Origin of the sequence: Streptosporangium brasiliense (genome assembly GCF_030811595.1) — a bacterium.
In the GTDB taxonomy this organism is placed as follows: domain Bacteria; phylum Actinomycetota; class Actinomycetes; order Streptosporangiales; family Streptosporangiaceae; genus Streptosporangium; species Streptosporangium brasiliense.
The window spans coordinates 5,574,547-5,593,951 of sequence record NZ_JAUSRB010000002.1; the positions used below are offsets into that span (position 1 = coordinate 5,574,547).

At 74.4% G+C, this 19,405-nt stretch carries 13 protein-coding genes; 5 read left to right on the top strand and 8 right to left on the bottom strand.

The window, feature by feature from the left end:
* Positions 1-141 precede the first annotated feature (141 nt).
* From J2S55_RS34015 to J2S55_RS34030, 4 genes are all read right to left on the bottom strand, one after another.
* Entirely contained in the window at positions 142-1,485 is a 1,344-nt protein-coding gene (locus J2S55_RS34015) for an FAD-binding oxidoreductase (protein ID WP_306869320.1), read from the bottom strand.
* Between the two features lie 223 nt (positions 1,486-1,708).
* Positions 1,709-2,611: an alpha/beta fold hydrolase gene (locus tag J2S55_RS34020; protein ID WP_306869323.1), complete on the bottom strand. Its 903-nt coding sequence runs from the start codon at positions 2,609-2,611 to the stop codon at positions 1,709-1,711.
* Positions 2,612-2,860: 249 nt separating this feature from the next.
* Positions 2,861-5,662 (bottom strand): helix-turn-helix transcriptional regulator, encoded by a 2,802-nt coding sequence (locus tag J2S55_RS34025; protein ID WP_306869325.1) that lies wholly within the window; start codon positions 5,660-5,662, stop codon positions 2,861-2,863.
* 225 nt (positions 5,663-5,887) lie between these two features.
* Complete coding sequence (locus tag J2S55_RS34030; RefSeq protein WP_306869327.1) at positions 5,888-6,901, bottom strand: zinc-dependent alcohol dehydrogenase; 1,014 nt, start codon at positions 6,899-6,901, stop codon at positions 5,888-5,890.
* A 196-nt stretch (positions 6,902-7,097) separates the two neighbouring features.
* On the opposite strand from J2S55_RS34030, the gene J2S55_RS34035 reads away from it, so the two are divergent.
* Positions 7,098-8,813, top strand: a complete 1,716-nt coding sequence (locus tag J2S55_RS34035) for an IlvD/Edd family dehydratase (RefSeq protein ID WP_306869330.1) — start codon at positions 7,098-7,100, stop codon at positions 8,811-8,813.
* A gap of 65 nt (positions 8,814-8,878) precedes the next feature.
* On the opposite strand, the gene J2S55_RS34040 is transcribed toward J2S55_RS34035, so the two are convergent.
* Together J2S55_RS34040 and J2S55_RS34045 are read right to left on the bottom strand one after the other, a co-directional pair.
* Positions 8,879-11,041: an MMPL family transporter gene (locus tag J2S55_RS34040; RefSeq protein WP_306869333.1), complete on the bottom strand. Its 2,163-nt coding sequence runs from the start codon at positions 11,039-11,041 to the stop codon at positions 8,879-8,881.
* 26 nt (positions 11,042-11,067) lie between these two features.
* On the bottom strand, positions 11,068-11,616 hold the full coding sequence (locus J2S55_RS34045; protein ID WP_306869335.1) for a TetR/AcrR family transcriptional regulator: 549 nt from the start codon (positions 11,614-11,616) through the stop codon (positions 11,068-11,070).
* 224 nt (positions 11,617-11,840) lie between these two features.
* On the opposite strand from J2S55_RS34045, the gene J2S55_RS34050 reads away from it, so the two are divergent.
* The 4 genes from J2S55_RS34050 (at position 11,841) to J2S55_RS34065 (ending at position 14,611) form a co-directional block, all read left to right on the top strand.
* On the top strand, positions 11,841-12,956 hold the full coding sequence (locus J2S55_RS34050) for an RNA polymerase subunit sigma-70 (RefSeq protein ID WP_306869337.1): 1,116 nt from the start codon (positions 11,841-11,843) through the stop codon (positions 12,954-12,956).
* A complete protein-coding gene (locus tag J2S55_RS34055; RefSeq protein WP_306869339.1) occupies positions 12,953-13,306 on the top strand; it encodes a hypothetical protein in 354 nt (117 codons plus the stop codon). Before J2S55_RS34050 ends, J2S55_RS34055 begins: the two co-directional genes overlap by 4 nt.
* Positions 13,273-14,109: an alpha/beta fold hydrolase gene (locus J2S55_RS34060; protein WP_306869341.1), complete on the top strand. Its 837-nt coding sequence runs from the start codon at positions 13,273-13,275 to the stop codon at positions 14,107-14,109. Before J2S55_RS34055 ends, J2S55_RS34060 begins: the two co-directional genes overlap by 34 nt.
* 79 nt (positions 14,110-14,188) lie before the next feature.
* Entirely contained in the window at positions 14,189-14,611 is a 423-nt protein-coding gene (locus J2S55_RS34065) for a hypothetical protein (RefSeq protein WP_306869343.1), read from the top strand.
* Between the two features lie 90 nt (positions 14,612-14,701).
* On the opposite strand, the gene nhaA is transcribed toward J2S55_RS34065, so the two are convergent.
* Positions 14,702-16,018: a Na+/H+ antiporter NhaA gene (gene nhaA / locus J2S55_RS34070; RefSeq protein ID WP_306869346.1), complete on the bottom strand. Its 1,317-nt coding sequence runs from the start codon at positions 16,016-16,018 to the stop codon at positions 14,702-14,704.
* 125 nt (positions 16,019-16,143) lie between these two features.
* Complete coding sequence (locus J2S55_RS34075; protein WP_306869348.1) at positions 16,144-18,987, bottom strand: AfsR/SARP family transcriptional regulator; 2,844 nt, start codon at positions 18,985-18,987, stop codon at positions 16,144-16,146.
* Positions 18,988-19,405: the final 418 nt, after the last annotated feature.

A 19,405-nucleotide genomic window follows, 5' to 3' on the forward strand; every position in this document is an offset into this window, starting at 1 on the left:
TTGCCGCATCACTGCACGCGGGCCGGGAAGCCGGGCGGGCGGCCGGGACACCACGTCTCCGCCGGACCGGCCGTGGCGCGGAGGTTCGGTAAGGCCATGCGGGCGGGCCGCGCCCGGCGTCCGGTGCCCCGCGGCCAGAACCTAGCCGAGGACCGAGTAGTTGCTGCGGAAGACGCCGTGGGGGTCGCGGGCGCGCTTGATCTCCCGGAGCCGGGCCAGGACGTCGCCGGGGAAGGCGGTGGCGGCACTGTCGCCGGGGGAGAGGAAGGTGTGCGGCCTGCGCCCGCTGACGTGCGGGGCGAGCGCGGCGTCGATCTCGCTCTGCCGGGCACCGAGGGCGGCCGTGACCTCGGCGGTGGCCGGGATGCCCAGCGTGTGCAGCAAGTACGGCTCGGTCAGGTGCCCGCAGGCGCCGCCGCCCTCCGCCGAGCGGGCCAGCGCGCCGCCCAGGTGCCGGATCTGCACACTGAGCAGCGGGTCGATCGGCCGCGACAGCAGCACCTGGGCCACCGCGTCGTCGAGGCCGGTCAGCAGCTCGGTGTGGCCCATGCCGGGGCTCGGGTCGGTCGGCTCGGCGCAGATGCCGCCCAGCTCGGCCACCGGCAGGACGCCCCGGCTGTCCATGACGGCCCCGCCGATCTTGTCCAGGCGGCGCAGCAGGTCCTGCCCCTCCCCGCCCTCCCCCAAAAAGGTCGCGTCCACCGCCACCAGCGCCTTCCCCCGCAGCAGATCAGGCAGGAAGGGCAGCGGCGGGAAACTCAACAGATCGAACCAGACGCTGAGCTCCTCGGGCGCGTCCGCGGTGATCTCCCGGAAGGCCTCCAGCACCTCCGCCGCCCGCTCGGCCGGCCACATGACCCGCCCGCCGTACAACCGCGGCGCCGGATACAGCTCGAACTCCACCGCCGTCACCAACGCGAAGTCCCCACCACCGCCACGCAGCGCCCAGAACAGCTCCGGATCGGACCCGGCGCTCACCCGCGCCCGGCGCCCCTCGGCGTCCACCACCTCGAAGGCCCGCACACTGTCGGCGGCGAACCCGTGACGGCGGCCGAACCAGCTCAGCCCGCCACCCAGGGTGTAGCCGGTCACGCTGACCACCGGCGAGCTGCCCGCCAGCCCGGTCAGGCCGTGCGGGCCCGCCGCGGCCAGCACCTGCCCCCATTGCACCCCCGCGCCCACCCGGGCCACCCGCTCCGCCGGCCGCACCTCCAGGTCACCGAGCCGCCCGGTGCGCAGCAGGATCACCCCGTCGGCCGAACCACTGGCGCCGTGCCCGCTGGGCTGGGCCGCCACCGCCAGCCCCGCCAGCCGGGCGTAGCCGACCACCGCGGCCACGTCATCGGCGTCCTCGGCCTCCACCACGGCCCGGACCGGCTGCTCCACCGCCAGGTTCCACGGCCGCCCGGCCTGCTCGAACCCCTCGTCGCCCGCCACCAGGACCCGGCCCCGGACCGCGTTCCTCAGCTCGTTCCCAATCGTCATGATCTCTCCTGTCGGTAGGTGCCCGACTGTGTCGCACCCGACTTGAGGACGACTTGAGTTCCGGTTGAAGACGGTCGGAGATCATTGCCGGTCCGCCGGGGCGTCCGCCCTCACCGGCTCAAGGGATGATCATGGGTATCAGGCCGCCGTCGGCAACAGCCCGCCGTGGCCGGTGGCCGAGCGGATGCGGGCGGCCCGCGGACCGCCTTCCGGAGGCAGCGCGCTACCCGGCGGTGTGGGCCAGGACGGCCTCGGCGAGCTGCCGGTGCACCTGGGGCGGCAGGGTGTGGCCCATGCCCTCGATCATCAGGAACTCGGCCCCCGGGATCGCCGCGGCGATGAGCGCCCCGTGGCCGGGCTTGACCGGCTCGTGCGTGCCCTCGATGACGAGCGTGGGCGCGAGCACCCGGTCCAGGATCCCGACGGGTTCGAATTCGGAGTCCCTGGCCCCGGCGCGCTGGTGGTTGGCCACGGCCGCGGGGTCGGCCGCGCGGTCGTGGAGCCGCTCCTCAATGCGCCGCTGCTCGTCCTCGTCGAACGGGAGAGCCGTGCCGTGCAGGACCCGGGCCAGCTCGATCTGGAAGTCGATCTGCGCGCGCCGGTCGGCCGGCGGCGGGTTGACCGCCGCCTTGGCGAAGAACTCGACGAACTCCGGAGCGGGCGGGGGCAGGCTGCCGGGCGGCTGCTCCTGGCCCATCAGCGCGCGCATCAGGACCTGTCCCTCCCGGCCGCCCAGCGGCGACGACCCGATGACGGTCAGGGTCAGCACCCGCTCCGGCTGCTCGGCGGCGATCCACTGGCCGAGCAGGCCGCCCGCCGAGTGGCCGACGATGTGGGCCGCGTCGATCCCGTAGGCGTCCAGGACGCCGAGGACGTCCGCCTTGACGTCGGCCCAGGTGTAGGGGTGGGCGTCGAAGTCGACGGTGGTCGAGCGGCCGGTGTCGCGGTGGTCGTAGCGGATGACCCGCCGGCCGCCGGCCGCCAGCCGCCCGACGAGCTCCTCCGGCCACACCACGCCCTGCGACATCGAGCCCATCACCAGCAGCAGCGGCGGGTGCGCCGGATCACCGAACTCCTCGGTCCACAGCTCGACGTCGCCGACGTTCACCATGCGTCCCTGAGACATACGATTGCTCCTTCATCACTTCGTCACGTTCATCCCGGCCGGAGGCGTTCCGGCCGATGAGCAGAGCCTGGCGCACGCCCGCGCCGGTGCCATCCGTAGGACCACTGGGGTCGGCCGGTGGTCATCGGCCAGTGACCGGCCGGTGGTCATCGGCCAGTGACCGGCCGGTGGTCACCGGCCGATGACCGGCGGAGCACGGGGGAGGCCGGCGGGCGGCGGGTCCTCCCGCCGCCCCGCCACGCCCCCGGCTCATCGCGCGCCGGTGGGCGGGGCGCCCCCGGAGTCCGGGTCGGCGCCGACCAGCCGGGCCAGCTCGGTGCGGGTGGTGACGCCGAGCTTCGGATAGACCTTGTAGAGGTGGTATTCGACGGTGCGCGGGCTGAGGAACAGCTTGGCCGCCACGTCCCGGTTGGAGGCGCCCTCGGCGACGAGCCGGGCGATCCGCAGCTCCTGGGGGGTGAGCGCGCTCAGGGCGGCCGGTCCGGGCCGGGAGACGGTCTCCCCCGCGGCCCGCAGCTCGCTGTGGGCCCGCTCCGCCCACGGCTCGGCGCCCAGGCGCTGGAAGGTCTCCAGCGCCGACCGCAGCGGCTGCCGCGCGTCGCCGCTGCGGTGGACCCGGCGGAGCCGCTCGCCGTACAGCAGCGACGTCCGGGCCTGCTCGAAGGGGGCCGGGCCGCCCTCGTCGTGCAGGCGCAGGGCCTCCTCATACAGCGAGAGGGCCTCCCCGCCGTCTTCGAGCAGTGCCCGGCACCGGGCCAGCAGGGCCCGCGACGCCGGGGTCTCGGCGTTCACCGACCACTGCTCCAGGTGGGACACCATGGCACGGGCCGCGTCGTGGTCACCGCACGCGACCGCCGCCTCGACCCGGTCCGGGGTCGACCTCCAGACGACCGTGGCCTGCCCGGCGCCGGGGCCCGCGGCGGCCAGCGCGGAGAAACGCGAGTGGGCCGCGGCGAAGCGCCCCATGCCCAGGTCGAGCAGGCCCAGCGCGTACGACGCGGTGCCCGCCCGCAGGCCGATCCGGTGAGGGATGGCGATGGCCAGCGCCTCCTGGGCGTGTTCGCGGCAGACGGCCTCCTGGCCGCGCACGGCCGCGACCGCCGCGAGGTTCGCCAGGTGCGCGGCGGCGGAGTTGGTGTAGCCCGCCTCGCGGGCGAGCGCCAGCCCCTCCTCGGCGAGCGCGGCGCTGACGGCGAACCGGCCGTTGATCCGCTCGGCCGTCGAGACGAACTCGAGCACCACGGGCAGCTGGCCGGTCAGCCCCGAGACCCTGGCGACCCGGCCGGCCCTGCCGACGAGCTCGGCCGACACGTCGGCCTCTCCCAGGTAGCTCGCCGCCGCGGAGGCCCACAGCAGCTCGGAGGCGGCCGACAGCTCACCGGCCCGCAGCAGCGCCTGCCGCAGCGCGGCCCCGCCCCGCCCCGTGTCACCGGCGAGCATCGCGCCGATCCCGACCAGGACCGCCCGCAGGAAGGCGTCGCCGCCTTCGGGCAGCGACTCCGCCTGCCGGCCGATGTCGACGATCGCGGCCGTGTCCCCGACGTAGGAGGCGGCCTCGGAGGCGTCGGCCAGCATCTCCAGTGCCTTGCCCGGATCCACCGCGCGGGCATGGCCGGCGCCTTCGAGGAAGATCCGCCAAGCCTCGGCCGCGTCTCCGCTGTGCAGCTCGGAACGTCCCCGCAGCTGGACGAGCTCGGCGATCAGGAGGGGGTCGTGGGCCAGCTCCCGCGCCTGGGCCCGGTAGGTCTCCGACTGGCCGGGGCGACCGCCCAGCCACGCGGCGGTGGCCGCGTCGGTGAGCCGCCGCGCCCGGACGGCGGGTTCGGGGGTGAGCTCGGCCGACCGGGCCAGGGCGACGGCGGCGTCGGCGTATCCGCCCCGTGACCGCGCCCGCTCGGCCGATGCCGCCAGCTCGGCGGCGACGTCCTCGTCCTGGCCCACCGAGGCGGCGGCCCGGTGCCGGGCCCGCCGGTCGGCGTCCCCCTCCAGCAGGGCGGCGAGCGCGGTGTGGACCAGGCGCCGCTGCACCGAACTCGACCGCGTGTACACCGCCGAACGGATCAGGGGGTGCCGGAAGCGGACCGTCGTCCCCTCCACGCCGACGAGTCCGGCCGCCTCGACCGGATGCAGCTCCGCCGGGTCCACGCCCAGCCGGTCCGCCGCGCCGAGGATCAGCCCCAGGTCACCGCGTCCCTCCACCGCGATGACGAGCGCCATCAGCCGGCCGGCGGCCGAGAGCCGCTCCACCTGGTCGCCGAAGATCTGCCCGAGGCCCGCTCCCACGGGGAGCGGATCCGGCAGGGCGGCCCTGCCGGCGAGCTGCTCAAGGGTGAGGAGCTCGGCCACCTCGCCCAGCGCCAGGGGATTACCGCCGGTCAGCGCGACGAGCTGCTCGCTCACCCGCCGGGCCGGCGGCGCCGCCGACCGGGAGGCGAGCAGGTCGGCCGCGCTCCGCGGGTCGAGGCCCGTGACGTGGAGGTCCGGGACGCCGCGCAGGCTCGCCGTGGCGTCCCCACGTACGGCGATCAGCATCCCCACGCCCTCGGTCCGCAGGCGCCGGGCCGCGAACAGCAGGGCGTCGGCCGAGGCCTGGTCGATCCACTGGAAGTCGTCGATCAGGCAGAGCAGCCCGCCGGCCGCCGCCGCCTCGGTGAGCAGGGACAGCACGCCCGCCGAGATGAGGAAACGGTCGTCGGTGCGGGTGGAGGCCAGGCCGAGTGCCCCGCGGACGGCCTCGCGCTGCGGGCCGGGCAGCAGGTCCAGCAGCTCCGTCTCCGAGCGCAGCAGCTGGTGCAGCCCGCCGAAGGCCAGCCCCGTCTCCGGCTCCGTGCCCGTCGCCCGCAGCACCCGCATCGGGGCGCCGGTGGCGGCGGCGAGATCCAGCAGCGCCGACTTGCCGACACCCGCCTCGCCACGCAGTACGAGCGCTTGGCCGGCGCCCGCCCGCGCGGCGGCCAGGAGCTCGCCGATCGCGGCGCGCTCGGTCACTCGCCCGTGCAGCGCGAGGCGGTCCTCCGGCTGCCGGACCTGGTCGGCGGTCGTGTCGTGCACCTCGATGAGCTCAGGGATCCCCGTGCCCAAGGAGCACGGCAACCCCTGCGCGATCGGCCCCGGGAGCTCGCCCCCCTCTCGTTCCGTGCCCGACTGTACCGTCTCTCCCGATCTCACCCCCGGCCCGCTCCCGCCCCCGGGACGCGCGCTGAGCGCCGTGACCGTGGCGGGGCGGCTGTCCGCCGGGCAGGGACTCCGGGCGCGTCCGCGTCCGCTCTGCGGCGGTCAGAGCCGGGGGTCCACGTGGATCTTGGGGCCCGGGCCCGAGCCGGTGGGGCGCCGGCCCGCCAGGACGTCGCCCACGCCGTCCAGCCCGATGGTGGCGGCCACCAGCGGGCGCGGGTCCACCGTCCCCGAGGCGTAGTGCTCGATCGCCCCGGCGAGGCCGGGGGAGCCGCTCAGGACCCCGACCGCCGTGACGTCCTTGAGCACCATCGTGCGGGTGTCGACGGTGCTCGGGGCGGACGCCAGGCCGATGTAGACCACGCGCCGGCCCGGCTCCACCAGGTCGAGGGCGCGGGCCGGCAGGGCCGGGGAGTTGGCGGCGTCGATGACGGCGTCGAACGGCAGATCCGGGAGACGCTCGGAGGTCCACGCCCCGTGCACCCCGAGCGTGCGGGCGAAGTCGAGCGACGGCTCCGAGAGCCCCATGACATGCACCTCCACGCCCTGGGCGAGGGCGAACCGGGCGGCGAGCAGGCCGATCGTCCCCGGGCCGAGCACCAGCACCCTGGCGTCCGGCCCGAGGGCCGCGCCCTCGACGGCCCGCAGCGCGTTGCCGCCCGGCTCGACCATGGCGCCGGCCACCGCGTCGACCGTGTCCGGCAGCGCGTGCAGTGCCGTGACCGGGACCGGCAGCTGCTCGGCCAGGGCGCCGGGCCATCCGCCGCGGATGCCGATCTCGAAGCGGTCCTCGCACACGTGCTGCAGCCCGGTGCGGCAGCGGCGGCACCGGCCGCAGCCGAGCATGGTGTCACCGGTGACGCGCCGACCGATCCAGCTCGCGTCGACGCCCTCGCCCACGGCGGAGACGCTCCCGCACCACTCGTGCCCGATGCGCATCGGATATCCGGCCTGGCCCTCGCGCAGGTAGTCCATGTCGCCGGAGAAGAACTCGGCGTCGGTACCGCACACCCCGGCCCGCTCGACGTCGACGACGACCTGGCCGGGCGCGGGGACCGGCGGCTCGACGTCCTGCACCGCGAACCGGCGCGGGCCGGTGACGACAAACGCTCTCACGTTCAGCCTTCCCCATCGGCGCGCGGCGGGTACGGCGTGCCGGCCCGCCGGGGCTCTCGCCGCCGCCGGGAGGGCGGCGCGCCCGGACCCGGACCCGGACCCGGGCCTGTCCGCCTGGTCGTCGCCGCGGCCCCGCCCGCGAATGATTGAATCCCAAACACTAGAGCAACGTTCGGGCAAGTGGAATGAGAGTGCTATGACCGAGCAGCGCAGCTCACAGTGGTATGCCGGGAGCGACCGCAACGCCTACATCCACCGCGCGTGGATGCGCCGGGGGCTGCCGGCGCACTCCTTCGACGGGCGGCCGCACATCGCGATCGCCAACACCGCCTCCGACCTGACCCCGTGCAACTCCCACCTCGACGAGGTGGCCGAGAGCGTCAAACGGGGGATCTGGGAGGCCGGCGGCGTCCCGATGAACCTCCCGGTCGTCTCGCTGGGGGAGACCCTGGTCCGGCCCACCGCCATGCTGTGGCGGAACATGGCCGCGATGGCGGCCGAGGAGATGCTGCGGGCCAACCCCGTCGACGGCGTGGTGCTGCTGGGCGGCTGCGACAAGACCATCCCGTCCCTGCTGATGGCCGCGGCCTCCGTGGACCTGCCCGCCGTGGTCGTCCCGGGCGGCCCCATGCTGACCGGCACGTTCCGGGGGGTCCCCCTGGGCTGCGGCACCGACGTGTGGAAGCTCAGCGAGGAGGTCCGGGCCGGCACGCTGTCGGAGCAGGCGTTCCTGCGGTCGGAGTCCTCGATGATCCGCAGCAGGGGGCACTGCAACACCATGGGGACGGCCTCGACGATGGCCTGCGTCGCCGAGGCGCTGGGGACCACCGTTCCCGGCCTGGCCGGCACCCCGGCCCCCGACAGCCGGCTGCTCGAAGGCGCCCACGACACCGGCCGGGTCGCCGTCGAACTCGTCGCCGAAGGGCGCCGGCCGAGCAACCTGCTCACCCGCGGCTCCTTCCTCAACGCGATCGTGGCGCTGGCCGCCGTCGGGGGGTCCACCAACGCCGTGGTGCACCTGCTGGCTCTCGCCGGCCGCCTCGGGATCGAGCTCTCGCTCGGCGACTTCGACCGCACCGGAGCCGGCGTGCCGCTCCTGGTCGACCTGCAACCGGCGGGCCGCCACCTGATGGAGGACTTCCACCGCGCGGGCGGGCTGCTCGCCGTACTGCGCGAGGTGCGGGACCTGCTGGACCCGGACGCGCTGACGGTGACGGGCCGGCCGCTGGTCGACCACCTGGACGGCGCGCGGATCTGGGACGGCACCGTCATCCGCCGCCGCGCCGAGCCGTTGCGGGCCGAGGCGGGCATCGCCGTGCTGTACGGGAACCTGGCCCCCTCCGGCGCCGTCGTCAAGCCCGCGGCGGCCTCGCCCGAGCTGATGCGCCACCGGGGCAGGGCCGTCGTCTTCGACAGCGTCGAGGACATGCACGCCCGGATCGACGACCCGGACCTCGACGTCGACGCCTCCTCGGTGCTGGTGCTGCGCGGGTGCGGGCCCAAGGGATACCCGGGGATGCCGGAGGTGGCGAACATGCCGCTGCCCGCCAAGCTCCTGGAGCGGGGGGTGCGGGACATGGTGCGGATCTGCGACGGACGGATGAGCGGCACGGCGTACGGGACGGTCGTGCTGCACGTGGCGCCCGAGGCCGCCGCGGGCGGCCCGCTGGGCCTCATCCGGACCGGGGACCACGTGATCCTGGACGTCGAGGCCAGGCGGCTGGAGGTCGACCTCCCCCAGGAGGAGCTGGACCGGCGCCGGCCCTCGCCCGCCATGGTGGCGGCCTTCGCCGCGCCCGCGCGGGGCTGGGAGCGTCTCTACGTCGACCACGTGATGCAGGCAGACCAGGGCGCTGACCTGGACTTCCTCGTCGGGTCCAGCGGACACGAGGTCTCGCGCGAGTCCCACTGACCGCGGGCGGAGCGGCGGCGCGCTCCGCCCGCGGTGATCGCCGGGTCCGTGGCCGGGGCCGGACGTCAGACCTTGACTGTTCCGCGGTGGTCCTCGCGCCGCTGGGCGGCGAGTTCCCTGTGCAGCTTCTCGCCCTCGATGTCGAGGTCGGGCAGGGCCCGCTCCAGGGCGCGCGGCAGCCACCAGGCCTCGCGGCCGAGCAGCGACATCACCGCCGGCACCAGGGCCATGCGGACGACGAACGCGTCGATGAGCACCCCGACGGCCAGCGCGAAGCCCATGGATTTGATGATCGGGTCGTGCATGAACACGAACCCGCCGAACACGGCGGTCATGATCAGCGCGGCGGCGGTGACGACGCGGGCGTTGTGGCCCATGCCGTTGACGGTGGCCTGCTGGGCGGTGTCGCCGTGGACGAAGTCCTCGCGCATGCGGGAGACGAGGAAGACCTCGTAATCCATGGCCAGGCCGAACAGGATGCCGATGAGGAGGATCGGCAGGAAGCTGACCAGGGGTCCGGGGACGTCGATGCCGAGCAGATCGGCCAGGTGGCCCTGCTGGAAGATGGCCACGGTGATGCCGAACGTGGCGCCGATGGTGAGCAGGAAGCCCAGCGCCGCCTTGAAGGGCACCAGCAGGGAGCGGAACACCAGCATGAGCAGCAGGATCGACAGGCCGACCACGAGCAGGAGGTAGACGGGCATCGCGCCGGCGAGTTTGGCGGAGACGTCGATGCCGATGGCGGTGACTCCGGACAGGGCGATGTCGGCGCCCTGGACGCCGGCCACGCGCTCCCGGATGGAGCGCACGGCCTCCTCGGTGGCCGCGTCGGTGGGGCCGGCCTTGGGGATGACGGTCAGCAGCACGGTCGTGCCCTGCTGGTTGGCCTGCGGTGGGGAGACGGCGAGCACGCCGGGGGTGCCCTGGATCAACTGCGCGGCCTGCTTGGCGGCCGCGCCGGTGGCCTGGGCGTCGTCGCCGGAGACGACGGCGATCAGCCGGCCGTTGAAGCCGGGCCCGAATCCCTCGCCGATCAGGTCGTAGGCCTCGCGGGCCGCGGAGCCGGAGGAGGCGGTGCCGGCGTCGGGCAGTGCCAGGCGCATGTCCTGGACGGGCAGGGCCAGCGCGCCCAGCCCCAGGACGCCGGCCAGCAGGACCGGGACGCGCAGGCGGGTGACGGTCCGGCCCCAGCGGAAGCCGAACCCCTCGCGCCCGGGTCCGGACGCCCGCCCGCCGCGCTGCCCGCGCGGCAGCACCCGGGTGCCGGCGAAGCCGAGGAAGGCGGGCAGCAGGGTGAGGGCGACCAGGACGGCCACCGCGATGGTGCCCGCCGCGGCCAGGCCCATGACGCTCAGGAAGGGGATGCCGACCACGGCGAGGCCGGCCAGGGCGATGACGACGGTGGCGCCGGCGAAGACGACGGCCGAACCCGCGGTGCCGGTCGCACGCCCGGCGGCCTCCTCCGCCTCCATGCCCTCGGCGAGGTACTGGCGGTAGCGGGAGGTGATGAACAGCGAGTAGTCGATCCCGACGGCCAGCCCCAGCATCAGTGCCAGGATGGGCGCGGTGGCGGTCAGCTCGACCACGCCGCTGAGGGCGAACAGCCCGGCCATCCCGGCCGCGACGCCGATCAGCGCGTTGAGCAGCGTCATGCCGGCGGCCACCAGGGAGCCGAAGGTGATGACGAGGACCACCGCGGCGACCAGGACACCGAGCGCCTCGGTGGAGCCGATCTCCACCTCGGCCTTCATGATCTCACCGCCGTGCTCGACCCGGAGCCCCCGCACGGAGGAGCCGACCCGCTCGTACGCCGCCCGCTGGGCGTCGGTGACATCGTCGGCGGCGGTGGCGAACTGGACCTGGACCAGCGCGTAGCGGCCGTCCGGTGAGACGGCGCCGACCTGGAAGGGGTCCATGGCGGCGATCACGCCGGGGACCCCGGCGGCCTCCCGCACGACCGGCGCGACCGCGGGGGCGTCGAGTTTCCGCCCCTCGGACGCCGCGATGACGATGGTGCCGGTGGTGCCGCCGGCCTGCGGGAACTGCCGCCGCAGGGAGTCGAGCGCCCGCTGGGACTCGGTGCCGGGCATCGTGAAGTTGTCGGTGGTGGGGCCCATGAAGGCGGCGGCCGCCCCACCGAGCAGGGCGAGCAGGATCAGCCAGACGGCGAGGACACGTCCCCGGCGGCGGAAGGAGGACCGGCCGAGCCGGTACAGCACAGAAGCCATGACAGTGGTTGTCTTTTCTCGAAGGTTCAGCGGGGTTCGCGGGCGAGTGTCCGCAGGGCGCCGCGGATCAGCTCGGTACGCAGGTCCTCATCCGTCACCTGCACGTCGCTGGCGCTGGTGACGAAGACGGCTCCCACGACCATGTAGGCGGCGACCAGGTCCCCGGGCTCGGTCGAACCGCCCGCCAGCGCCGCCAGCAGCCGATCGGTGATGGCGGGGATGGCGCCCAGCGCCGGATGGCTGGTCATCGCGGGAACGTCCTGGAACAGGATCTTGAGCTCACGCCGGAAACGCATGGCCAGATCGACGAAACCGGTGACGGCCGCTTCGGCGGCCCGATCTCCGTCCAGGCCGGAGAGCCGGGCGTCCAGCGCGGCCAGCCCCTCGCCGGCCGGGGTCAGCAGCTCGGTGAGGATCGCGTCCTTGCCGGCGAAGTGATACAGCAAGGACGCCTTCGAGCAGCCCACGACCTGGGCGATGTCGTGCAGCGACGTGCCCTTGTAACCGCCCGTCGCGAACAGCTGCAACGCCGACTCCAGGATGTGGCCGCGCAGGGCGGAAGCGGGACGTGGCATGTCCTCACAATAACTGTCCGATCGGTCAGTCCTGACCGATCGGACAGGAGTGAGGTGTGGCCTTCCTCACAGCCGAGGCCGGCCGGGCGGCCGGCGAGTGTCACCGGCCGCACGGGACGGCTCGGCGCCGGCGCCCGGTACGATCCGCGTTCCGGTCCGATCCCTTCTGGCGGCGGTGGCCGTCTTATGGTCATGGACACGTGTCGGCGTGGGCGGAGGTAGCCGTGGTGGAGGACCGAGGCAGTGGCGGTCTGGCGGAGGAGGCGGCTGTGGTGGGCGCCGCGGTGGCCGGCGACGAGGAAGCGGCTGTGGTGGGCGCCGCGGTGGCCGGTGACGAGGGGGCGTTCGGAGCGCTCGCCGAGTCCGTCCGCCGGGAGCTGCGGGTGCACTGCTACCGGATGCTCGGCTCCTACGACGAGGCTGAGGACATCGTTCAGGAGACGTTCCTGCGGGCGTGGCGCCGCCGGGAGACCTACGAGGGGCGGTCGACGTTCCGGGCCTGGCTGTACAAGATCGCGACGAACGCGTGCCTGGACGTGATCGACCGGAACAGGCGGCGGGCGGCCCCCTACCAGGTTCCGCCGCTGGTCGATCCGGGCGCGCCGGTGCGGCCGCCCGCTTACGTGCCGTGGTTGCAGCCGGTCCCGGACCGGCTGCTGGAGCCGGCCGCCGACAGTGCCCAGGGGCCGGAGTCGGCGGCGGTCGCGCGCGAGACGATCGAGCTCGCCTTCCTGGTGGCGATCCAGCACCTGCCCGCCCGGCAGCGGGCCGTGTTGATCACCAGGGACGTGCTGGGCTGGCCGGCCGCCGAGACGGCCGCGCTGCTGGGCACCAGCCTGGCGTCGGTGAAGAGCGCGTTGCAGCGGGCGCGGGCGACGCTGAAGCAGCACCTGCCGCAGCGGCGCGAGGACTGGGCGCCGCCGGCCGAGCCGAGCGCGGACGAGCGCGCGCTGTTGCGGCGCTACGTCCAGGCGCATGAGCGGGCCGATCTGGGCGCGCTCGCCGGGATGCTCGCCGAGGACGTGCAGATGACGATGCCGCCGCAGCCGGCGTGGCTGGTCGGGCGGAGCGCGCTGCTGGCCTTCAGCGGACAGGTCTTCGACGCCGGTTCGGAATGGTTTCACGGGCGCTGGCGCAGCGTCGTCACCGGCGCGAATCTGCAGCCCGCGGTGGCGCACTACGTCGAACGCCCCACGGCGGGCGAGATCAGGGACCCGGCCGGACGGTTCCACGGCCAGGTGCTGGACGTGCTGCGGATCGACGGCGGCCGGATCACCGCGATCACGTCGTTCGAACCGCGCTACTTCGCGGCGTTCGGCCTGCCCCCGGCCCTGCCGTGAGCGCGGGATTCCGGCGCCGCGAAGTGGTCCTGGCCTGCGGTGAGGTCCGCGACTACGACGCGGCCGCCTGGCGCGACGCGCTCGTCCGGGTGCAGGGTGCGGGGGTCGAGCTCGAAACGGTCAGCGGCGCCCGCCGGCGCTTCGGCCACGGCGCGGTGCTGTGCCTGGCCGGTCTTCCGCTGCGCGCGCTGCGCAATCCGGGGCCAGGGCTGGTCACACTGATCGCGATAAGCCGGGACCGGACCGATTCCTTCTCCGCCGAGGCGCCGTCATACAGCCAAGAACACGGCACAACGCCTGAAACGGAGCAGCAACCATGTCTACCACCGGGGAAAAGACGGTCGCGGTGAACGCGTCGCTCCTCTCCAAGGACGGAACCGAGATCGCGTTCGAGCGGCTCGGCGCCGGGCCCGCGGTCATCCTCGTGTCCTCGGCACTGGCCGACCGCTCCGACGCCCGTAAGCTCGCCGGCCTGCTCGCCCAGCACTTCACCGTGATCAACTACGACCGGCGGGGCCGGGGCGCCAGCGGCGACGCCGCCGGGTACGCGGTCGAACGCGAGGTCGAGGACATCGCGGCCCTGATCGACGAGGTCGGGGGGGCGGCGTCGGTGTTCGGGAGCTCATCGGGGGCGGTGCTGGCGCTGCGTGCCGCGGCGGCCGGGCTCGACATCGAGAAACTGGTGCTCTACGAGCCGCCGTTCGTGATCGGCGACGACGGCTCCGGCCCGCCCGAGGACTACGCCCGGCATCTCGACGCGCTGCTGGCCGCCGGCCGGCGCGGTGACGCGGTCAAATACTTCATGACCGAGGCACAGGGCATGCCCGCGTTCATGGTGACCATGATGCGGCTGATGCCGGGTGTGTGGTCGAGCCTCAAGGCGCTGGCGCACACGCTGCCCTACGACGCCGCGGTGATGGGCGAGACCCAGCGGGGCAGGCCGCTGGAGGCCGGCCGATGGGCGGCCGCGGAAGCGCCGGCCCTGGTGCTGACCGGCGGCAGGAGCCCGGCCGGATTCCACAGTGCCGCACGGGCGCTGGCCGACATCCTGCCCGGCGCCGAACACCGTACCCTGCCCGGCCTCAACCACGGCGCGGTGGTCATGGCCCCCGGAAAGCTCGCGCCCGCGCTCGTGGAATTCCTGTACGGCTGAGCCGGGCACCGATCCCTTTCCGGGCGCTGTGCCGTCATACAAGCAGATCCGACAACATCGAAGCGGACAGGAGACACTCATGTCGAACAAGCAGGACACCGCGATGGCCGCGCTCGACCGGCTCGCCGGCACCTGGGAGGTGAGCGGCGAGGCGACCGGCCAGGTCACCTACTCCTGGCTGGCAGGCGGTCACTTCCTCAAGCAGGAAGTCGACATCCGGCAGGCCGGCCAGCACATCGTCGGCATCGAGATCATCGGCCGGGAGAGGCTGTTCGGCGCCGAGGAACCGAGCAAGGACATCAAGTCCCGGTTCTACGGCAGCCAGGGCGAGACTCTCGACTACGTCTACGAGATCGACGGCGACACGCTCACCATCTGGGGCGGGGAGAAAGGCTCGCCCGCCTACTACCGCGCGGTGTTCAGCTCCGACGGCGACACCCTGTCCGGGGACTGGATCTGGCCCGGCGGCGGCTACCACGCCGAACAGCGCCGCATCCGATGAACGCGCCCGGAGCGAGCGGCCCGTCCCGGGCTCCGGTGGTCACGCTGGTGACGGCCGGGCCGTCGAACGGGGACGCCGCCGGGTCCGGGTTCAGCGGTCGTTGACGGGCTGGTCGTCCTGGTAGACGTCGGGGATGCTGTCGTGGTCGCGATCGGCGGTCTCGATCTCGTGGATGCGCCGGTAGGCGCGGTTGCGCACGCGGAGGATCACCGTCGCGGCCAGCGCCGCGAGCAGGGAGCCGGTCAGGACCGCCACCTTGACGTGCTCGCCGCGGCCGGTGCCGGCTCCGAAGGCCAGCTCCCCGACGAGCAGGGACACGGTGAACCCGATGCCCCCCAGGACCGCCAGTCCGGCGACATCGACCCAGGCCAGGTTCTCGTCCAGGTCGGCACGGGTGAAGCGGGCCACCAGCCAGGTGGCGGCCATGATCCCGATGGGTTTGCCGACGATGAGCCCCGCGACGACGCCGATCGCGACCGGGTCGGCCAGCGCGGTGGCCGGCCCGCTCGGGCCGCCCAGGGCGACGCCGGCCGACAGGAAGGCGAAGACCGGGACGGCCACCCCGGCCGAGATCGGCCGGAAGCGGTGCTCGAAGTGCTCGGCCAGGCCGGGACCGGCCTGCGGGCCGCCGGCCTGCTCGCTGCGGGCGACCGGTACGGCGAAGCCCAGCAGCACACCGGCGACGGTGGCGTGCACCCCGGAGGCGTGCACCAGCGCCCAGACGGCGGCGGCCAGCGGCAGCAGCAGCCACCACGAGCGCACCCGCCGCTGGACCAGCCAGGTGAAGGCCGCCAGCGGCACCAGCGCGCCCAGCAGCGGCAGCGGGGACAGGTGCGCGGTGTAGAACACGGCGATGATCGCGATGGCCAGCAGGTCGTCGACCACGGCCAAGGTGAGCAGGAACGTGCGCAGCGCCGACGGCAGATACCGGCCGATGACCGCGAGCACGGCCAGCGCGAACGCGATGTCGGTGGCGGTGGGGATGGCCCACCCCTTCGCCCCGCCCCCGCCGGCGCCGAGGACGACCGCCAGGTACAGCACGGCGGGGACGATCACGCCGCCGAGGGCGGCCGCGACCGGTACCGCGGCCCGGCGCACATCGCGCAGGTCACCGGCGACGAACTCGCGTTTGAGCTCCAGCCCGGCGACGAAGAAGAAGATCGCCAGAAGGCCGTCGGCGGCCCAGGCCGCCAGGTCCAGATCCAGATGCAGCGCCGCGGGCCCGACCCGCACCGCGCGCAGCGCCTCGTAGGAGCCCGACCACGGCGAGTTCGCCCAGACCATCGCCAGCACCGCCCCGGCCAGCAGCAGAGCCCCGCCGATGGTCTCCTTGCGGAGGATGTCGGCGATGCGGCGGGCCTCGGGCCACGAGCCGCGGCTGAACAGGCGAGGCGGGTTGGCGGTCACGGGCGCTTCCTTCCGGGGTCGGGTCAACCGTCGCCGACCAGACTTCCCGGCACACCACCACCCACCCTATCGGCGAGCCCGGCGTTCCCGGCCGTCGGGTCCGCCCGGGCGGACCCGACGGAGCGTCAGCGCCGCCCCTCCTCGGTTCCGGCCGGGACCGGGGAACGGGGGCCGGTCTCCGCCAGGCGCCGCCGTAGGGCATCGGCCCGCTCGTCGTCGAGCTCGGTGAGGATCTCGGCGGCCTCCCGCCAGCGCTCCTGGGCGCCGCCGAGGTCACCCGAGCCGTGCAGGGCGTCGCCCAGCCGGCTCAGGACGTCGGCCTCACCGCGGCGGTCCTCGAACTCCCGCATCAGCTCCAGCGCGTCGAGGAACAGGCCCGCGGCCTCGCCGGGGCGCCCCAGCCCGGCGTGGGCGGCGCCGAGGGCGCGCAGCGCCTCGCCCCGGCGGTAGCGGTCGTCGAGGCCGGTGTAGATGCCGAGCGCCGTGTGCGCGCCGGCCAGCGCCTCGGCGTGGCGGCCCAGCTCGTTGTCGTTGTGCGCGACGTCGTTGAGCGCCTCGGCCTCCAGGTGCCGGTCGCCGCTGTCGCGCGCGATGGCGAGCGCCTGCCCGTAGCAGCCGGTCGACTCCTCCAGCCGGCCGAGCCGGAAGTAGGCGGCGCCGAGGTTGACCAGCACGTCCCCCTCCAGATCCCGATCCCCGATGCGGCGGGCCACCGCCAGTGCCTCGTCGTAGTGGCCGACGGCCTCGCCGAGGCGGCCGAGCCGGGCGTTGACCCAGCCCAGATGGTTGAGGGCGGATCCCTCCTCGTACGGCTCGCCCGCGGCCCTGCTCGCCTCCACCGCGGTGCGGTACACGGCGGCCCATGCCGTGCCCGGCACGTGGAAGTCGAAGAACGACGCCAGCATCCGGGGGATGCGCCAGGCGGGCCCGTGCCATCCCCGCGACGCCGCGTAGTGGGCCGCCGCCATGAGGTTGGGCAGCTCCTCCTCGTACCAGCCGACGGCCTCCTCGGGGCCGTCGAACTCCGGCAGCGCGAGGCCGTCCGGCACGGGACCGGCCGAGAACGCCCGCCCCACCGGCGGCAGGTGCTCGGCGGCGTTGCGGGCCGCGTGCAGGTACCAGTCCATGACGCGGCCGAGCGCGGCGTCCCGGTCCTCTCGCCCTCCCTCGTGGGCCCGTTCCGCGGCGTAGCTGCGCAGCAGGTCGTGGAAGTCGTAGCGCCCCGGGAAGCGGGACCTGAGCAGGTGGTCGGCGGTGAGCCGGTCGAGCAGCCGCGTGACGCCGGCCAGGTCGCCGCCGGTCAGGGCGGCGGCCGCCCCCGTGCTGACCTCCGGCCCCGGATGCAGGCCGAGCAGTCGGAACAGCCGCGCGGAATCAGGGTCCAGGGCGCCGTAGGTCCAGGAGAAGACCATCCTCAGGTCGGTGTGGTCCCCGTCGCCGGTGTCGAGCGCCGTCAGCCGGGTCCGCTCGTCGCGCAGGTCGGCGACGAGCCTGCCGAGCGGGACGCCTGGGAAGCGCGCCGCGCGCTCGGCGAAGATGCGCAGCGCCAGCGGCAGGCGGGCGCACCGTTCCACGATCTCGGCGACGGCCTCCGGCGCCGAGGCGACACGGTCCCGGCCGAGGACCTCCGCCAGCAGCTCGACCGCCTCCCCCGAGGGCATCTGGTCCAGCACGACGCGCCGCGCGCCGTACTCGACGACGAGGCCGCGTAACTGGTTGCGGCTGGTGACGACGGCCATGCCGCCGGAACCGGGCATCAGCGGGCGGATCTGCTCGCTGCTGCCGGCGTTGTCGAGCAGCACGAGGATGCGCCGGCCGGCCAGCAGCGTCCGGAACAGGGCCGAGCGCTCCTCCAGCCCGGCGGGTATCCGGCCGGCCGGGGTGCCCAGGGCGCGCAGCAGCGTCTCCAGCGCCGCCGCCGGATCGAGGGGCGGCTCCGGGCCGTAGCCGTGCAGGTCGAGGTAGAGCTGGCCGTCGGGGAAGCGGTCACGGATCCGGTGCGCCCAGTGGATGGCCAGGGCGGTCTTGCCGGATCCGGCGGTGCCCTGCAGTGAAACGATCTTGGGGCCGCTCCGGGCCGGGGACGAGGAGTCGTCCAGCAGCAGGTCGAGCTCCGCCAGCTCGCCCCGGCGTCCGGCGAATCCCGGCATGTCCGGGCGGAGCTGCCGGGGGACCGGGCCGGACGACGCCTCCTCGCGCGGATCCGCCCGCACCGCCTCGGGCGGGCCGACGGACGGGTCGTCGGTCAGGATCGCCTGGTAGGTGGCGCGCAGCGAGGGGCCCGGGTCGATGCCCAGCTCCTCGGCCAGCATCGTGCTCAGCGCGTGGTAGGCCTGCAGGGCCTCGGCGTGGCGTCCGCTGCGGTGGAGGGAGAGCATCAGACGCTCCCAGAACGGCTCCCGCAGCGGGTGCGCGCGGGTCAGCTCCCGCAGCGTGACCACCAGCTCCGCGTGCAGGCCGGTCTGCAGGCCGACGTCCAGCCACTGCTCCTGGACGCGCAGCAGCTCCTCGGTCAGCGGCTCGGCCTCGTCCCGCAGGAGGGACGCGGAGTCCACGTTGGACAGCACCGGACCCCGCCACAGCGCGATGGCCTCCGACAGCACGCGCGAGGCCGTGCCCAGGTCACCGGCGGCGGAGGCCCGCCGTCCGGAGCCGGCCAGCTCGCGGAAGCGGAGCAGATCCAGCGAGCCGGCGTCGACCTCGGCCCGGTAGCCGTCCTGGACGGTGCGGATGACGTCCCGCCCGAGCTGGTGCCGCAGCCTGTTGACGTAGGTGTGGATGGTGGCCTTCGCCCGGTCGGGGTCCTCCGGCCCGCCCTCCCACAGCCACGCGGCCAGCCGCGAGACGGGGACGGTCTCCCCGGGGCGCAGCAGCAGTCCGGCCAGTGCCACGCGGAGCTTGTTGCCTCCGAGCGGCACCTCCCGGCCGTCGGAGAGCGCGGTCAGCGGACCGAGTACACGAAATCTCACACCATCACCTGTGACGCGGAACCGGGGGTCTCGCCGGTCGTGGTGGAGCCGGCCGGATCACGCTATCGCCCGGCCCGACCGTCCGGGTCGCGCACCCGGCGCCGCCGCCGGTCCCCGGCCGGCCGGGGCGGGGCTCCGAATGGTCTCGTGCGGCGGCCGGGACGGTCGCCGGAATGGATCTGTCAACCGCCGTCCGGCAGCGCGACTTGCATTTAGTAAATGCTGTTGAATCATGGCCTTATTACATTTCGGGATCTATTTTCCTCACATATGGATTAATGGCGTTGTGGGCTCATGCCGGCCCGCCCGATCATCGGCCGGCCTGCACCCTCCGGTGCCCCCGGCCCCGCCCGGGGCGAGGGGTGGGTACGGGGGCGGACACGGGGCGGCCCCGGCTCCGAGGTGCGGAGCCGGGGCC